Raw genomic sequence first — 17292 nt, 5'->3', positions numbered from 1 at the left:
TAGGTGATAATTGAATGATATTTTGTAATTTTGCGCCCAACGAATCTTATACATTAAAAAACAAGATGAAAAATTTACTAACTTTTCTTGGATTTGATGCCACGACGATGACTATCCGCAAGGAAGTGATAGGTGGTATCACCACGTTTCTGACAATGGCCTATATCCTGGCCGTGAATCCAGACATCCTCTCTGCTACCGGCATGGACAAAGGTGCCGTGTTTACCACTACCTGTATCTCTGCCGTTGTGGGCACCATCGTGATGGCCCTCTACGCCAAGTTGCCCTTCGCACTGGCTCCAGGCATGGGTCTGAATGCCTTCTTCGCCTTCACCGTGGTACTGACCATGGGCTACAGCTGGCAGTTTGCGCTGACAGCCGTATTCATCGAGGGTCTCATCTTCATCCTGCTCACCATCACGGGTCTGCGCAACTACATTGTCAATGCCATCCCACTGATTTTGCGACGCGCCATCAGTCCGGGCATCGGTCTCTTCATCGCCTTCGTAGGTCTGAAGAGTGCAGGCATCGTGGGATCTTCTGATGCCACGTTTGTCACCATGGGCAACCTCCACGACCCCGCCGTTCTGCTGGGCATCTTCGGCATCTTGATTACTGCCGCCATGCTGGTCAAAAATGTCACGGGTTCTCTGCTCATCGGCATCCTGGTGACCACCATCGTGGGTATCCCCCTGGGCGTCACCCAGTACAATGGTATCATGTCTACCCCACCCTCTATCGAACCCATCCTCTGGCAGTTCGAGTGGCACAATATCTTCACCGTCGATATGATTATCGTGGTGCTCACCTTCCTGTTCATCGATATGTTCGACACCATCGGCACCCTTATCGGTGTGTCCAACCGTGCCGGCATGGTTGATGACGACGGTAATGTGAAGAACCTCAACAAGGCTTTCATGGCCGACGCCGTAGGTACTACCGTGGGTGCTATGCTGGGCACCTCTACCGTGACTACCTATGTGGAGAGTGCATCGGGTGTCAACGCCGGTGGCCGTTCTGGACTCACCAGCCTCGTCACGGCCCTCTGCTTTGCCGTTGCCCTGCTCTTCGCCCCACTGTTCCTTGCCATTCCTGGTCAGGCCACAGCATCGGCCCTGGTACTGGTAGGTGTGATGATGATGTACGACATCCGCAAGGTCGATTTCTCTGACTATGTGACGGCTATCCCCTGTTTTGTGTGCATCGTGCTGATGCCGCTGACCTACAGTATCTCTGACGGTATTCTCATGGGTGTCATCAGTTATGTGCTGATTCACCTGCTGTCGTTCAAGATGAAGGACAAAGACGCGCGCAACAATATCAACTGGGGCACCATTCTGCTGGCCGTACTCTTCATCTGCCGCTATGCGTTCTTATAAATTAAGAATTTAGGAGTTAAGGAGTTAAAGAAGTTAAGGAGTTAAGACGTCAGTCTTTTCCTTCACTGCACATAAACTATTGTCTTTAACTCCTTTAACTCCTTAACTCCTTTAACTCCAAAAAAAATTTCAAACAAAAATAATAAACAATGAAAAAGATTTTTTCAATTGCGCTGATGGCTGTAGCAGCCCTAAGCGCCAACGCACAAAACATTCAGTTGCACTACGACTTCGGACGCAACCTCTACAGCAATGAGGAGGGCGACCGTCAGAAGGTCACCGTCACCCTGGAACAGTTCAAGGCCGACGACTGGGGTTCATGGTACTATTTCTTTGATGTGGACCTCACCAACGAGACCACACGCAGCATCTATACCGAGATCTCGCGCGAGATAAACCTGGGCAAGGCGTCGCCCTTCGCAGCCCACGTAGAGTACGATGGCGGTCTGTGGCACGCACCCGCCATCGGCAATGGCAGTTACCAGCAGGCTGGTCTGGCAGGTATTGCCTACAATGGCCACAATGCCGACTACTCAAAGACTTGGTCTGTGCAGGCCCTCTACAAGCAGTTTCTCAAGAGCTATGAGGGCACACACTCGTATGCCAGCTTCCAGCTGACAGGTGTGTGGGGACTGAACTTCCTTAACAACAAACTGACATTCTCTGGTTTCCTCGACCTGTGGCGTGGCGAGAAGGGCACCAACTACGCTCCCAGCGAGCAAGGTCACGGCATGTTGGTGCTGCTCACCGAACCACAGTTGTGGTACAATGTGAACAAACACCTCTCTGTGGGTACGGAGGTTGAAATCAGCAATAACTTCATCGTTAACTACTACAACGACAAAACGTTCTTTGTCAACCCCACCCTCGCTGTGAAGTGGAACTTATAAAGTCAAGCTCAATAAGCAATATAAATCACGCCTGCCACATGTCTGTGACAGGCGTGATTTATTCTGCAAGAAAAGTCATTATTGATGTTCTTTTTTCTCCTTACCATGAACACTCTTAACCTTCATGCCCAATTTGCCTGGCAAAACAGCATTCAGCGTCACACCGACAATAGCAGAAAGAGCTAGACCTGAGAAATGGATGGGACCAATGTTCACGTTGTCATCGGCTCCATATTTTACGCCGATAGCAATCACCAGAATCAGGGCTGCCACAAACACGTTGCGTGATGAGTTGAAGTCCACGCTGTCTTCCACCAAGTTGCGCACACCCACAGCCGATATCATACCATAGAGAATCAGACTCACGCCACCTATCGTAGCAGCAGGCATCAATCCTATCAAGCAGGAAAACTTAGGACAGAACGACAGCAGGATGGCGAAGCAGGCAGCCAAACGAATCACGGCAGGGTCGAACACCTTCGTGAGGTTCAGCACCCCCGTGTTCTCACCATACGTAGTATTGGCAGGAGCACCAAAGAGCGATGCTATGGCTGTGGCCAGTCCGTCGCCCATCAGGGTGCGATGCAATCCCGGTTGCTTCAGAAAGTCCTTGCCCACGGTAGAAGAGATGGCACACATATCGCCAATATGCTCCATGATGGTGGCAATGGCGATAGGCATGATGGCGATAATCGTAGAGATCAAGAAAGTGGTGTCCAGATTGTCAAACACGGCCAGTGCGGTCTGCTCTCTGCTGAATGGCAGTCCAATCCATGCAGCCTCGCTCAGCGACGAGAAATCCACCTCACCCATCGCTATGGCTGTCAGATAGCTCACCACCACACCCAGCAGAATGGGGATAATCTTGATGATACCCTTGCCACACACACTGGCTATAATCACCGTAGCCAACGCCACGATAGCCAGCGGCCAGTTGGTGGTACAGTTCTGGATGGCGCTGCCCGATAGCACCAGTCCGATGGCGATAATCATAGGTCCCGTGACTAGAGGCGGGAAGAAGCGCATTATCTTCTCAACGCCAAACGACTTGATGAGACCGGCCATCACGAAATAACACAGTCCGGCAAAGAACACGCCGATGCAGGCATAGTCCAGGGCCAGCGTCTCTGTCATTCCCTGCTCCACGCCCAACGCCTTCACCGACATATAGCCGCCCAGAAAGGCAAACGAAGACCCCAGGAAGGCAGGCACTTGCAACTTGCTGACAAGATGGAACACCAGTGTGCCGATACCAGCAAACAGCAGCGTTGACGACACGGAAAGACCGGTCAATACGGGCACCAGCACGGTGGCACCAAACATGGCAAACAAGTGTTGAACACCCAGGATCACATACTTAGGCATACCCAGTTTCCTGGCATCTGTAATGCCCTCTTTCTCTACTAGATTCATTTGATTATTGTTTTAAATTTCCGTCTATGGTATGAATTTGCCTGCAAAGGTAATCATATAATTGAAAATTTCCAAGTCTAAAACCAAAAAGAAAGTAAAAAAAATACGGCTCCTGAGGCGTAAGTGCTTCGGGAGCCGTTGTTTGTATATGGAAAGCATGGGTTAGCCCTCAAAAGCCTCCTTGTATCGGGGCCAGAGCAGTCGGACGATGATGATGAGGTGCATGATGCCGAGCATAGCGAAGCCGATGCTGACCACGTATCGGGGCAGCATCATCTGGATGCCTTGCATGTCGTAGTCGCCCATAAAGAGCTGGAGCACCGACAGGTAGAGGGGATCACAGAGCAGCAGGGCGATGGTGGTATACAGACTGCAGGTGAGGAGAAACGGTGAGTAATTGCCCAACTTGATGCCAAACCACTTGACGAGCACGGTGCTGTGGATGGTCAGTACCCAGGCGGCAAAGATGGTGGCGATAGCACCCGACATGCAGAAATGGGCGAACTGGATATCCGTGAGGCGGTCGCGATAGATGTCCACCTGCACGCCCAGGGGCATCATATGAATCTGTTTGAGCGCTCCATGCCAAAGGGCATAGAAGAGATGGGCGCCTTCATGGACGCAGTAATAGGTCAGGATAGCTATAAGAGCAGCAAGGTATTGTTTCGTTCTTTTCATTTAGGTTAAATACTATGTATTGACGCATTATTCGACTACAAAGGTACAATTTGTCCCAGAAACCTGCAAATTTCTGGGACAAATTATAAGAAAAAATATTGAATGGGGTATCAATTCAGTTTGAAAGTGATAGGCAGAGTATAGGTAGTCTCAACACGTTTGCCATTCTGTCTGCCTGGTTCCCAGCGGGGCATGTTGCGCACCACGTAAACGGCTTCCTCCTTCAGGGCCTCAACGGTATCATAAAAAGCTTTGGCCTTTTCCGCAGCTTCTTCATCACCTTCTTTTGCATTCTCGGCAAAATCAACACTCACTGTACGGGAAGGGGTGCTCACGTCCGTCATCTTGGCGATGGGAGAAGAAACCTTAACCTCTGCAGCCTTTGGTGAGCGCACAAAACCGGTCTTATCGATAACAAACTTCACAGTGACCTCTGCCTCTACCTGCATCTCGCGAGCTACGACGGGGTAACGCAGGTGGGTGCTCAGATACTTCATGATCTCACCTTGTCCGCCAGGGAACGATGGCGCCTGTTCTACCAAGCTGAACGTGTTGTCATCACCACTAGTCATGTCATTGTCCTTATAGCGTGGGTCGTTACTGTCGACATTGCCTTTAACACCCGTCACCTGTATGGGGGTGATCACCGTGTTGGGTTCCATCGTTATTTCCAGTTTGTTGCTGGTAATGTCAATGGTCTTTGTCTTCAGTCCCACGAACGAGACACGGATTTTGTTCTCGGGGTCCTTTACCTTCAGCGTAAAGTTGCCGTGGGCATCGCTGATGGTAACACCCACGATGCGGCCGTAGCCATCAATCTCCACGACATTAGCTCCTGTCAGCGCACCTTTTTCGTCTTTCACAGTGCCGGTGACCTTATCGCCAGCCTTTACGGCCTCTACTGCCTTCACGGCTTTCACTTCCTTCACTGGAGCAGGGTCCTCGACGATTTCAGTCTCCTCTGCATCAGAGGTGATGGCCTCGACGATGGGCTGTTCAATGACCTTGACACTATGGTCTACTGCTTCCTGTAAAGCCTCCTTGGGTTTTGAGAAAGCCATCAGTGAGACACCTATCAGAGGGAGCGTCACGGCAATCCAGGTCATGCGCCACCAGTTAGATTGTTTTTTCTTCATCATAATAATTCGTTTTTTAATGTTAAGATTAAACGAACTGGCGAGTGCGTAGGCCTCCGCTCCCACTGTCCGCAGGATTAATAATCGCTGATAGTCACGGCTCTGAATCCTGTAATGATTGATCACTTCATCGTCGGCTTCATATTCATGTACTATCTTTATCTCTTTCATCACCAGCCAGCATACGGGGTTGATGATGACACATATCATCGTAAAGAGAAGGTCGAGGTGATGGAGCAGCAGGATGTGCGACAGCTCGTGGCGGATGCTGGCACGGCGTCCGAATCCCTCTTCATGGGAGGAGATGACGATAAAGTGCATCCAGCTGAACGGTCCGTACTCGCCATCGTGCTCTACCAGCCATATCCAGCGGCCCAGACGGTGGCGACGCTTGCCGCGCAGGAACCACAGCATCCTGGCATAGGCCTTGCCCCACCCTACGACCTGCGTCAGCACATAGAGCAGATAGACCGCGAGGAGTACCAGGGCTCCTTTCTCCGTGGCCGTGAGACCATCGGTGGTGACCTCGAGTGCCGACTCGAAACTGATGCTGGTCAGCGGCGACTCATCCACCCACGCAGAGGTTCTGCACGACTCGGCCACCGGCTCCACCTGCTGCGACGGGGCGATATGCACCAGGGGCAGGATGGCAGAGAGCAGCGTGGTGGCCAACAGGTATATGCGGTTGAAACGATGGAACGTGGTGCCACTGAAACACATCTTGTACAGCAGCAAAAACAGCAACAAACATGCCGACCACTCCAGAATATATACTACAAATGCGCCCATAACTTCTTACATCTTACTTCTTACATCATACATCACACATCTCACATCACTCCTCTTCCACCATCCGGATCAGTTCCTTAAGCTCGTCGACGCTCACCTCGTGATGCTTCACCAGACGAGAGATGAAATCCATATAGGACCCGTCAAAGAAGCGCGTGATGCTCTCCTTGTTGATATAAGAGACATACTGTTCGCGCGAGACGGCAGCCTGATAGGTATAGAACCGGGGACTCAGCTCCTGATGCTTGATCATACCATGCTGCTCCAACCGGCGGATATAGGTGGCAATGGTATTGAAATGCGACGTAGTATCGGGCAGGTGCTGAATGATATCACGCGTAGAAAGCGAGCCGTTTTCCCACAGCACCTCCATGATTTGCAGTTCCTTGTCTGTCAACTTCTTCATATGCGTATTGTTTTAGGACGCTGCAAATATAACTACATTTTGTAATAACCTCCAAATAATTAAATACTTGTTAGGATTTTATTTGTAGTTATTAACGTATTTCCAGACAAAAAAAATCCGTGATTTCTCACGGATATATCAAGGGGGAAAAAAGCGGCTATCTGCGCGTGGCAATGAGGGGCGGGATATCGCGCCGGATGGTGAGAATCCAGTCGTCACCCTCAGAACGATAGTCCACACGGTCGGTATGATTGCCCATGACACGCACCATACGCTCATCGATGGGGCGTCCCTGATGGCGGAGCGTCACCTTCATGCGCTGGGCGGTGACAAAAGCGCTGGCATCATACGGACGGTCCTTCAGCTCGTCCACCACGATACCCACCAGTTGTTCCACAATACGCAACGGCTCACAGTCGTCCTGCGCATTGATGATACGACGAACAAATTCCCTGGCGTCCTCGTCCCAATCCAGTCTGTATGTTTTTTCGTTATTCATATCATGGTGTTATAGAAAAGGGACTTCAAAGATAGAAAAAAACTCATTATATTTTATCGCTGAAAGGTCATAAAGTGATAGAATTTAAAATTAATTAACTTAAAGAGAAGATTTTCTGTAAAATATTTGGAAAAACAAAACCAATTTCATATCTTTGCAGCATGTACAACTAAATCAGATTTTAAGCCTATGAAACTACCAACCAACAGAAAAGTGAATATCTATGAAGAAGCCAACCGCTGTCTGCTGTGCCAGGATGCGCCCTGCACCAAGGCCTGTAAGACTGGCGACCCCGCACGTGCCATCCGCGCCATACGTTTTGATAACCACAAGCCGGCCCTGCTCTGGGTAAAGGATTGCAGCGACGAAGACCTGGAACGTGCCGAGGAGGCCTGTATCCACTACAACTGGCCTATCCGCATCAAGGAGATAATCAGGGCCATCAATCCTGACGACGTGGACAACAGCCACTATCCGTCGCTCGCCATCAGCTTCTGTGGCATCAAGTGCGAGAACCCGTTTTTCCTGGCCTCATCGGCCGTATGCACCAACTACGAGATGGTGGCCAGTGCCTTCAGGGCCGGATGGGCAGGCGTGTTCTACAAGACCATCTGCATGCAGGAGATCAAAGAGGTGTCGCCACGGTTTGACGCGATGCACACCAACGCCACCCACGGCGATTTCTACGGCTTCCGCAATATGGAGCAGTTGAGCGAGAACCCCGTGGAGATGGACTTCGACATCCTGCGCCGACTGAAGCACGACTTCCCCACAAAGGTGGTGGTGGCCAGCATCATGGGACAGACGGAGCAGCAGTGGCAGACCCTGGCCAGGATGGCCGAGGAGACCGGATGCGATGCCGTGGAACTGAACTTCTCGTGTCCGCAGATGAAGCACAAGGGCATGGGCAGCGACGTAGGTCAGAGTGCCGAACTGGTGAACACGTATACGGCCTGCGTGAAGCGGAGTGTGAAGATACCCGTGATTCCGAAGATGACGCCCAACATCACCCATATCGAGGAACCGGCGATGGCGTGCATCGAGGCGGGTGCCGATGCCATATCGGCTATCAACACCATCAAGTCGGTGACGATGGACGTGGATGCCGAGGTGGCAGGACAGCGCACCATATCGGGCTACTCAGGACGTGCCGTGCGTCCCATCGCCCTGCGCCATATTCTGGAACTGGCCCAGATGCCCAGGAAGACACAGTTGAGCGGCATTGGCGGCATCGAGACATGGAGAGACGCCCTGGAGTTTATCCAGTTGGGCTGCCACAACGTGCAGGTATGTACGGCCGTGATGCAGTATGGCTACCGCATCATCGACGACCTGACGCTGGGCATGCAGCGCTATCTGGCCAAGCGGGGCCTGACATCACTCGACGCCCTGGTGGGCGAGTCGCTGCCACTGTTTATGAAGCCCGACACCCTGAACCGCGACACCATCATCTATCCGAAGTTCAACAAGGACCTGTGCGTAGGCTGCGGGCGCTGCGAGATATCATGCAACGACGGCGGACACCAGGCTATCACGTTTGACCACGAGACGCGCCAGCCACGACTCAACGGTGCGAAATGCGTGGGTTGCCACCTCTGCCGACTAGTTTGTCCGGCGGGGGCCATCGGACTGACGAAACGCGTGCCGAAGAAATAAGGCAAATCAGCGTCTTCAACGCATAAAAACGGAGAAAGATAACACGTAAATGAAATAAAATTGCTAACTTTGCAAGAAATTTACAAAGTTAGCAATTTTATGTATTTTACAGGCATAACCATCGCCGTGATGACATTCCTCACCATCGGCATCTGGCATCCCATCGTGATCAAGACAGAATACTACTGGGGCACCCGTCCCTGGGTTCTCTACCTGATAGTAGGCATATGCTGCTGTGCAGGCGCCCTGTTCACGGACAACGTCTATCTGTCGTCATTCCTTGGCGTCTTCGGCGCCTCGTCCCTCTGGGCTATCGGCGAACTCTTTGAGCAGAAGAAGCGCGTAGAGAGGGGATGGTTTCCCATGAATCCAAAGAGAAAGAGTGACTACAGGCAAGCCTGAGTCACTCTTTTACAGTTTTACTTGTTAATCCTCAACACCGGCGCAATCTTGTTGCAAGGCTTGGGTAGTTGTACCTCAAGGCCTGCAGCCGTCTGGCGCGCCTTCAGCTTACCATAGCCCAGCAGATAGACACTGCTGATGGGCTTCTTGAAATGGGGTCCCTTCTTAGCCAGCGACTTGATAAGCAGTTTGCCATCCTCAGGCCAGCCCATCGCTGTGACGTAAAGATATTTCCGTGTCTGGTTGAAGCGAATGTCGCGATAGTCCATCCCGTTATACTGCGCCTCGTTGAAGCCCTGGTCGCTGATCTTGATGTCCTTCTCGGCCACAGGACCCTCACCAAACTTCACCCACGGACGGGTACCGAAGATGCTCTCGCCGTTCTGCGTCATCCAGGGTTCCAACTCATCCAGGAAGGCAGCCGCCTTCTCATCATAGGTGCCATCGCCACGCAGGGGGATATTCAGCAGCAGGTTACCATTCTTTGATACGATATCCACGAGTTGCTTTACAATATTCGTCGCTGTGCGATAGCCGCGACGATAGGTACGTGTGTTGTAATGCCAGTCGCCAATACAGTTGCACGTCTGCCAAGGCTGCTCAATCATCTGATTGGGAGCGCCACGCTCCACATCCCACGTCAGCGCTTTCTTTTGGTCCTCGTTTAGAATCTTGCCAAAGACCACGCCGCGCGGATTCTTGTTATAGAGGTGGGCTGCAATCTTCAGGCCACAGTCGCTCAGGGGATAGAACGGCAGCACGGTGACATCGAAATAGATGAGGTCAGGCTGATAGCGGTTGATGGCATCGAGGGTACGGTCATAGAAGTTGGTGACAAACTCCTGTGACGGCGGACAGGCACCGTGGCTCCAATCCCATTGGGAGTGGACACGTCGGTTGTCCCACGAGCCTTGACTCATGGGGTGTTGCTGCTGATAGAGCATCTGGGGGTCCAGTCCTTCCCACCATTTGCCCTTGCCGTCGGCCTTTGTCAGGTTACCGTCGTACCACACACCCGCCTTGTCGCCTTCAAGGTCATAGCGCCTTGAGGGCTCGAACCAGGTCCACGCATGGTCGGCATGGAACGAGATACCCAAGGGTAGTCCCTGCTTCTTGGCAGCCTTGGCCCATTCGTCCAGGATATCACGCTTAGGACCGATATTCTTAGAGTTCCAGGGCTGATATTTGGAATCCCACAGGTCGTAATTGTCGTGATGATTGCCCAGCACAAAGAAATACTGGGCGCCACAGCGCTTATAGCGCGCCACGAGACTGTCTGGATTCCAGCGCTCGGCCTTGAATAGGGGGAGCACATCCTTATAGCCAAACTCAGAGGGGTGGCCATAATGCTCACGGTGGTATTTGTACTGGTCGCCGCCCTCCAAATAGAGACCGCGGGCCATCCAGTCGCCGCTACCCTCTACACACTGGGCACCCCAATGGGCCCAGATGCCGAACTTCGCATCACGGAACCACTCTGCTGTCTGGTGCTGCTCGAGCGACTGCCACGTAGGTTCAAACTGTCCCGTCTGCATCTGTTCGTGCACTTCGCTGACGGGAATCCGGTAAGTTTCCTGAGCCGTCATCGTCATCGCGCAACAGCCCAAGAGCATTGTTACTGAAAAAATCTTCATTCTATATTATTCTGTTGGATTTAGTTTCCGATACATCATTCCATAGACGGCACATGCCACGAAGCAGACAAGGGGCACGATGTAGGCTATCTGGTAGACCTGTGCGTTATGGTGCATGATAAATGCCGTGAACTGAGGTACGCAGGCATTGCCCACGATAGCCATCACCAGGAAGGCAGAACCCGACTTGGTCTGCTCGCCCAGTCCGTCGATGGCCAGGGAGAACTGCGTAGGATAGATGATGGACATAAAGAAGGACACGGCCAGCATCGCATAGAGACCCACATAGCCGCCAAACACCATGATGACCACGCAGAGCACCACATTGGCCAGGGCATAGACGGTCAGCATATGCTCGGGCTTGAAGCGTCCCATCAGCAGGGTGCCTATCCATCGGCCTACGAGGAAGGCCAGCATATAGAGGCCAAAGAAGGTGGTGGCTGTATCCTCGTCGATGCCGGCATACGTACAGCAATAGACCAGGAAAAGACTGTTGACCGCCGTCTGACCGCCATTATAGAAGAACTGGGCTATGACGCCCCAGCACAGATGCGGTTTCCTCAGGGCAGAGAAATCGATGAGCTTGCCCTTGGCTTCCTGTTCTTCATCGCCAACCTTGGGCAACTTCACCCACACCAGGATCAGGGCCACGAGAATCAGGGCCGATGCCAGCAGGAGGTAAGGCAGTTTCATGGAGTCGGTCTCCGTCTGGATATAGGCGTCCCATCCGCCCAGATAATCGGCAGGCAGGGTGTCGCGCGTAAAGTCGTTGCCACTGAGCACCAGTTTGCTGAGGAACATGGCCGAGATGAAAGCGCCCAGTCCGTTGAACGACTGCGCCAGATTCAGTCTGCGGGGTGCCGTATGGGCATCACCCAGCACGGTGACATAGGGATTGGCTGCCGTCTCGAGGAAACACATACCCGTGGCAATGATAAAGAAGATGCACAGATAGACGCCGTAGCTCTTTACCATGGCTGCAGGGAAGAACAGCAGACCACCCATGGCGGCGATGAGCAGACCCGTGATGATACCCACCCTGTAGCTATACCGGCGCATGAACATGGCGATAGGGATAGGACAAACAAAATAGGCCAGCCAGTAGGCACTCTCGGTAAACGAGGCCTCAAAGGTGTTGAGTTCGCATGTCTTCATCAACTGACGAATCATCGTAGGAAGCAGGTTACTGCTGATTGCCCATAAAAAGAACAGGCAGAAAATCAGGCCCAGGGCCACTTTGTTATGTTTCATTCTATCTCAAGCTTTAGGTTTATGAAATTTTGTGGGCACAAAGGTAATAAAAATCTGCCAAAACGAATAAGACAAAAAGAACTTTTTATAGCACAAAATGAAAAACGCCCCTCAATGCGGGATGCATCAAGGAGCGTGTCGGAAAGGAAACGTGAACCTTCTTTAGAAATGCATACGCAAATCTACGCCAGCATGCAGGGGATTGCCCTGATGGGCAAAGCTCTGATTGGTCATCTGGCTGTTCACGAGGAATGTATGATAGTTTGTGTTGGTCAGGTTGCGGCCCCAGAAATCCACCTCTACCTGGTTCAGACGGAACATCAGGTGGGCGCCCAGTGTGGCATAGAACTTCTGGTACATGTCATTATTGGCCTCCCAGTAGGTCTTACCCTGTCCCTTGACATTGAAGCCCAGGGTGATGCTGCTCAGGATATCATCCTCTACATCGAAACGGTAGTCGCCGTTCACGCTGAACTGATGCAGAGGGATGAAAGGCACGTACATGTCCTTGTAGCTGATGAGGTTGTGCGCATTGTCATAGTCGTCATACTCCTTGAACTTGGCATGGGTGAAGCTGTAGGTGGCACCCCACATCAGGTGGTTGTCGAAAGCCTGTCCGCGAAGGGCCGTCTCCACACCGCAGCTATAGCTCTTGCCGGCATTGTCGATGATACGACCGAAGCCATAGTCGGCACTCATACGTGAGATTTGCTGGTTGCGGATCTGGGTATAGAAGAGTGCCACGTCGGCCTTCACCTTATGGTCAAAGAGATTCAGGTGAGCGCCAGCCTCGTAGTTCCAGGTGGTCTCTGCATCATAGCTGATCTGCTGGTCCTTCTGAGCCTGGTCGTCGGCCGTATGCTGCACCTTGCCGTCGCGGGGGAAGTTGGCACCCAGCGAGCGCATCTCCATCTGGAAGATATCGCTGAAGCCCTGGAAGTTATAGCCACCTGCCAGATAGCCCTTGCTCACCACGGCATAGACATTGGAACCATCCTCGCAGAGGCGGCAGGTCAGGCCGAACTTAGGCAGGAGCTGGTTGGAGGTCTTCTTCAGGGACGACTCGAACGTTGACTCGTATGGGATATTCATCACCATAGGTGCCGGACGACCGGGAATCGTCATGGTCATGGTGATATCAGCCAGGGCGCTGGTCAGGTAATCGTTCTTGATCTGATGATGCTCAAAGCGCAGGCCCAGGGTAGCCATCAGACGGTCAGAGAGATGCAGGTTGGACTCATGGAACACGGCTGCATTCATCTGAGGGGTACGGAAATCGCCAGGCACGCGGAAATTATCGAAGGTCATCTGATGCGTAGCGGGCAGTACGCGCTGCATCATGGCGTTGAGCATGTCGGTCATGCCCTGGCCAAAGCCTACAGGGGCATCGATATGGAGCCACTGGTAACTGCCGAAGACACCCGTGGCGTGCTGCCAGCGACTGGCGTTCTTTGAACGGAACACGATCTCCTCGGTCACGGCATTCATCTTCTGTGTCTGCTGCAGGCTCAGATAGTCCGTTGGCACATAGTCCTGGTCCATCTTCATGCGGTCCCAGAGGTACTGGTGACTGGTTGTTGACGTCAGCAGATAGCCGTTGAGGTCGTAGGAAACGGTCAGTCCTGTATTCACCATCTGACGACGATAGGTATTCATGAAAGTGGTAGAGGGGTCGGCCGTCTCGTCCTTGTCAGCATCGTAGGCACCATAGGGAAAACCGTTCTGGATGGTGAACTGATAGTCGCTGGTCAGGTCGAAAGTGAGTCTTGAACTGGGTTTCCACATCAGGCGCACCTTGGCTCCAGCCTCATCAATCTTGTCGTTGCTCTCGTTCAGATTGGTGTTGTGGAAGAAACCGTCCTCACTATTATAGAAGCCTGCCACCATAAAGGCGAACTTATCGCAGGGACGGTGATAGTGGGCCACCTCGGCCTTGCGGCCCTGTCCGAGGCCCATACCCAGACCCAGGTTCACGTCCGTGCCCTGATAGTTCATGGGGTTCTTGGAATAGATACGTACGATGCCGCCCTCGCTATTGCCACCATAGAGGGTGCCCTGAGGACCACGCAGCACGTCAACTCGGTCGAGCTGGTAGAAATGGGTGTTGAAGGACGACTTCGACATCAGGGGGATATGGTCGTAATAGATACCTACGGCCGAGTTGTTCAGACGTGAGCCGATACCTCTTATATACATAGAGGAGGTCAGGCGACTGCCATACTGGGGCATGACGAACGAAGGGACATAGTCGGACAACTGGCCCAGGCTCTTCACCTGGAGCGTCTGCATGTCCTGCATGCCGAAGGCACTGCTGCTCATGGGCTGCTGACGAAGGAACAGGCCCTCCTTGGGCTGGGCCACTACAACCACCTCGTCGAGGTCGATCACACGACTGGTATCGTTGACACTCTCAAAAGAAGCCTCCTTCACATTATCAGCAACCACCATGGTGGCCGACAACAGACAGAGGCTTGTTATAACAATCTTTTTCATCCTTAAAAAATATACCATAAAAAAACTAGATGCAAAGGTACGGCGATCTTTGCATCCATGCAATCCCTATTTATATGGATTTTTATTTATTTGCCAATAAACTTTGCAATGGTCTCCAGGCACTTGGCACTACTGATGGGCTTGGTCAGGAACTCATCACAGCCTACCTCAAGCGCCAGCATACGGTCGCTGTCGAAAGCATTGGCCGTCAGAGCCACCACAGGCAGGTCTGGCATCTTCTCCTTAATCAACTTGGTAGCCTCCAGTCCGTCCATTACGGGCATCTTGATATCCATCAACACCATGTCGAAACCACCAGCCAGCGCCATGTCTACAGCCTCGCGTCCGTTGACGGCACGCTGGAATTCGTAGTCACGCTTCAGGATGTAGGTCATCAAGATGAAGTTACTGTCATTGTCTTCTGCTACTAGGATTTTCTTCATACCCAAACATGTTTAGTTAGTTAATTTGTTACAAAAGTAATCATTTTCCCTGACATTATTTGCATCTTTCATAACTTTTAACTAATTTTGCACGATAAGAATTGACAATCACCAATTATATTATAACTAACAACATGAATCTGAAACTCTTATCTCTCGCATTCGCCTTATCAGCATCACTCGCTGGCGAGGCTCAGCACGTGATGGACGTGAATGCAAAAAAACTGGGAGCACCAGTACAGTCAACCATGTATGGTATCTTCTTTGAGGATATCAACTATGCTGCTGACGGCGGTCTCTATGCGGAACTGATTATGAACCGCTCGTTTGAGTTTCCCAACAACTTTGCCGGCTGGGACATCTCAGGAAACGTATCGCTGAAGGACGATGGTCCCTTTGAGCGCAACCCCCACTATGTACGTATGGCTCCTGCAAGCCACAGGGACAAGCACACGATGATTGAGAACCAGGGTTTCTTCGGCATCGGCGTGAAAGGTGGCGAGGAGTACCGCTTCTCTGTATGGGCCCGCGTGCCCGATGGCGGCAGTGCCAAACTGTGGATCGACCTGGTGGACAACGCCACGATGGGCGACGACCAGAAACTGGGCAACGCCAGCGTGGACGTCAGTGGCAAGGAATGGAAGAAATACACGGCTGTCATCAAGCCCAAGCGTACCTTTGCCAAGGCACATCTGCGTGTGTGGGGCGACAGTAAGGCAACGACCGACGTAGAACACGTGTCACTGTTCCCCGTCAAGACCTGGAAAGGTCGTGAGAACGGCATGCGTCAGGACCTGGCACAGGCACTGAACGACATGCATCCTGGTGTGTTCCGCTTCCCTGGCGGCTGTATCGTGGAAGGTACAGACCTGGAGACACGCTATCAGTGGAAGAACACCGTGGGACCTGTAGAGAACCGTCCCCTGAACGAGAACCGCTGGCACTACACCTTTACAGGACGCTACTTCCCCAACTACTACCAGAGCTACGGACTGGGCTTCTTCGAGTTCTTCCAGCTCTGTGAGGATTTCGGTTGTGAGCCCCTGCCCGTCATCTCATGCGGCCTGAGCTGTCAGTTCCAGAACCCAGACCCCACGAAGCCAGGCGTACACGTACCTGTAGACCAGCTTGACGAGTATATCCAGGATGCACTCGACCTGGTGGAGTTTGCCAATGGCGACGTGAACACCAAGTGGGGTAAGGTGCGTGCCGACATGGGACATCCCGCTCCTTTCAACCTGAAATTCCTGGGCGTGGGCAACGAGCAGTGGGACTACGACGAGAAGCACGGCGGCTATGGTCCTGTATTCACCGAACGCCTGAAGAAGTTCAGCGACGCCCTGCGTGCCAAGTATCCCAACCTGAAGCTCATCGGCACCACTGGTCCTAACAGTGAGGGCTGGGACTTCGACCTGTTGCAGCCTCGCATGAAGGAACTGAAGGTGGACCTTTACGACGAGCACTATTATCGTGACGAGAAATGGTTCCTGAGCCACGGCTTGCGCTACGACTCATACGACCGCAAGGGTCCGCGTGTGTTTGCCGGTGAGTATGCCTGTCATGGACGCGGCAAGAAATGGAACCACTACGAGACCTCACTCTACGAGGCAGCACATATGACTGGTATCGAGCGTAATGCCGACCTGGTGCACATGGCTACCTACGCTCCCCTCTTCGCACATGTGGAGGGATGGCAGTGGCGTCCGGATGCTATCTGGTACGACAACCTGCGCTCTTTCAAGTCCGTCAGCTACTATGTGCAGCAGATGTTTGCCATGAACAAGGGTACCAATGTGCTCCCGCTCACCATGGACAAGAAGCCCGTTGCCGGTCAGGAAGGACAGGACGGTCTGTTTGCATCAAGTGTCTTCGACAAGACCACAGGCGAGATTATCGTCAAGGTTGTGAACACCTCTAAGCAGGCTCAGCCTGTCACATTGAACCTGCAGGGTATCAAGGGCAGTCGCACCGCCGAGACCCTGACACTGAGCTGGAGTGGTTCGATGGACGACGAGAACACGCTGGATCAGCCAGAGAAGATTACGCCAAAGACGGGCAGCATCGGTTGCACAGCCGACAAGAAGCAGGCAGTACTCAACGATGAGTTGCCAGCCATGTCGTTCCGCATCTACAAAATCAAGAAGTAACCGCTGACAAGCAATCAATAAAAAGCCTCCAGCCCTGGCATCACAGGACTGGAGGTTTTTTCTGTCTGTCTGGAAA

General features: G+C 52.4%; 14 protein-coding genes. 5 read left to right on the top strand and 9 right to left on the bottom strand.

The window, feature by feature from the left end; translation table 11 throughout:
* Nucleotides 1-65 precede the first annotated feature (65 nt).
* Together L6466_RS03265 and L6466_RS03260 are read left to right on the top strand one after the other, a co-directional pair.
* Nucleotides 66-1379: an NCS2 family permease gene (locus tag L6466_RS03265; protein ID WP_237802096.1), complete on the top strand. Its 1314-nt coding sequence runs from the start codon at nucleotides 66-68 to the stop codon at nucleotides 1377-1379.
* Between the two features lie 149 nt (nucleotides 1380-1528).
* Nucleotides 1529-2269, top strand: coding sequence for a DUF5020 family protein (locus L6466_RS03260; RefSeq protein ID WP_237802097.1), 741 nt, complete (start codon nucleotides 1529-1531; stop codon nucleotides 2267-2269).
* A gap of 78 nt (nucleotides 2270-2347) precedes the next feature.
* Here L6466_RS03260 and L6466_RS03255 read toward each other — a convergent pair whose 3' ends face one another.
* From L6466_RS03255 to L6466_RS03235, 5 genes are all read right to left on the bottom strand, one after another.
* Nucleotides 2348-3682, bottom strand: coding sequence for a uracil-xanthine permease family protein (locus tag L6466_RS03255; protein WP_237802098.1), 1335 nt, complete (start codon nucleotides 3680-3682; stop codon nucleotides 2348-2350).
* A 162-nt stretch (nucleotides 3683-3844) separates the two neighbouring features.
* On the bottom strand, nucleotides 3845-4360 hold the full coding sequence (locus L6466_RS03250; protein ID WP_237802099.1) for a hypothetical protein: 516 nt from the start codon (nucleotides 4358-4360) through the stop codon (nucleotides 3845-3847).
* Between the two features lie 110 nt (nucleotides 4361-4470).
* Nucleotides 4471-6285 carry an energy transducer TonB gene (locus tag L6466_RS03245; protein WP_237802100.1) on the bottom strand — a complete coding sequence of 605 codons (1815 nt, stop codon included), beginning with the start codon at nucleotides 6283-6285 and terminating at the stop codon, nucleotides 4471-4473.
* Between the two features lie 46 nt (nucleotides 6286-6331).
* Entirely contained in the window at nucleotides 6332-6691 is a 360-nt protein-coding gene (locus L6466_RS03240; protein WP_091818884.1) for a BlaI/MecI/CopY family transcriptional regulator, read from the bottom strand.
* Between the two features lie 157 nt (nucleotides 6692-6848).
* Nucleotides 6849-7190: a hypothetical protein gene (locus tag L6466_RS03235; protein WP_091818885.1), complete on the bottom strand. Its 342-nt coding sequence runs from the start codon at nucleotides 7188-7190 to the stop codon at nucleotides 6849-6851.
* A gap of 189 nt (nucleotides 7191-7379) precedes the next feature.
* Between L6466_RS03235 and preA the strand changes: the two genes are divergently transcribed.
* Nucleotides 7380-8846: an NAD-dependent dihydropyrimidine dehydrogenase subunit PreA gene (gene preA / locus L6466_RS03230; RefSeq protein ID WP_237802101.1), complete on the top strand. Its 1467-nt coding sequence runs from the start codon at nucleotides 7380-7382 to the stop codon at nucleotides 8844-8846.
* A 99-nt stretch (nucleotides 8847-8945) separates the two neighbouring features.
* Complete coding sequence (locus L6466_RS03225) at nucleotides 8946-9248, top strand: DUF4491 family protein (protein ID WP_091853788.1); 303 nt, start codon at nucleotides 8946-8948, stop codon at nucleotides 9246-9248.
* Nucleotides 9249-9265: 17 nt separating this feature from the next.
* Here L6466_RS03225 and L6466_RS03220 read toward each other — a convergent pair whose 3' ends face one another.
* From L6466_RS03220 to L6466_RS03205, 4 genes are all read right to left on the bottom strand, one after another.
* Nucleotides 9266-10882, bottom strand: coding sequence for an alpha-L-fucosidase (locus L6466_RS03220; protein ID WP_237802102.1), 1617 nt, complete (start codon nucleotides 10880-10882; stop codon nucleotides 9266-9268).
* Nucleotides 10883-10888: 6 nt separating this feature from the next.
* A complete protein-coding gene (gene fucP / locus L6466_RS03215) occupies nucleotides 10889-12133 on the bottom strand; it encodes an L-fucose:H+ symporter permease (protein WP_091818889.1) in 1245 nt (414 codons plus the stop codon).
* Nucleotides 12134-12295: 162 nt separating this feature from the next.
* Nucleotides 12296-14626 (bottom strand): TonB-dependent receptor, encoded by a 2331-nt coding sequence (locus L6466_RS03210; RefSeq protein WP_237802103.1) that lies wholly within the window; start codon nucleotides 14624-14626, stop codon nucleotides 12296-12298.
* A gap of 86 nt (nucleotides 14627-14712) precedes the next feature.
* Nucleotides 14713-15069 carry a response regulator gene (locus L6466_RS03205; RefSeq protein ID WP_091818891.1) on the bottom strand — a complete coding sequence of 119 codons (357 nt, stop codon included), beginning with the start codon at nucleotides 15067-15069 and terminating at the stop codon, nucleotides 14713-14715.
* Nucleotides 15070-15203: 134 nt separating this feature from the next.
* On the opposite strand from L6466_RS03205, the gene L6466_RS03200 reads away from it, so the two are divergent.
* Nucleotides 15204-17216, top strand: coding sequence for an alpha-L-arabinofuranosidase C-terminal domain-containing protein (locus L6466_RS03200; protein WP_091818917.1), 2013 nt, complete (start codon nucleotides 15204-15206; stop codon nucleotides 17214-17216).
* Nucleotides 17217-17292: the final 76 nt, after the last annotated feature.

Source organism: Prevotella communis (assembly GCF_022024175.1).
GTDB lineage: Bacteria > Bacteroidota > Bacteroidia > Bacteroidales > Bacteroidaceae > Prevotella > Prevotella communis.
Note: the sequence above shows the minus strand (reverse complement) of the source record. Positions and strands in the feature narration are given on the sequence as shown.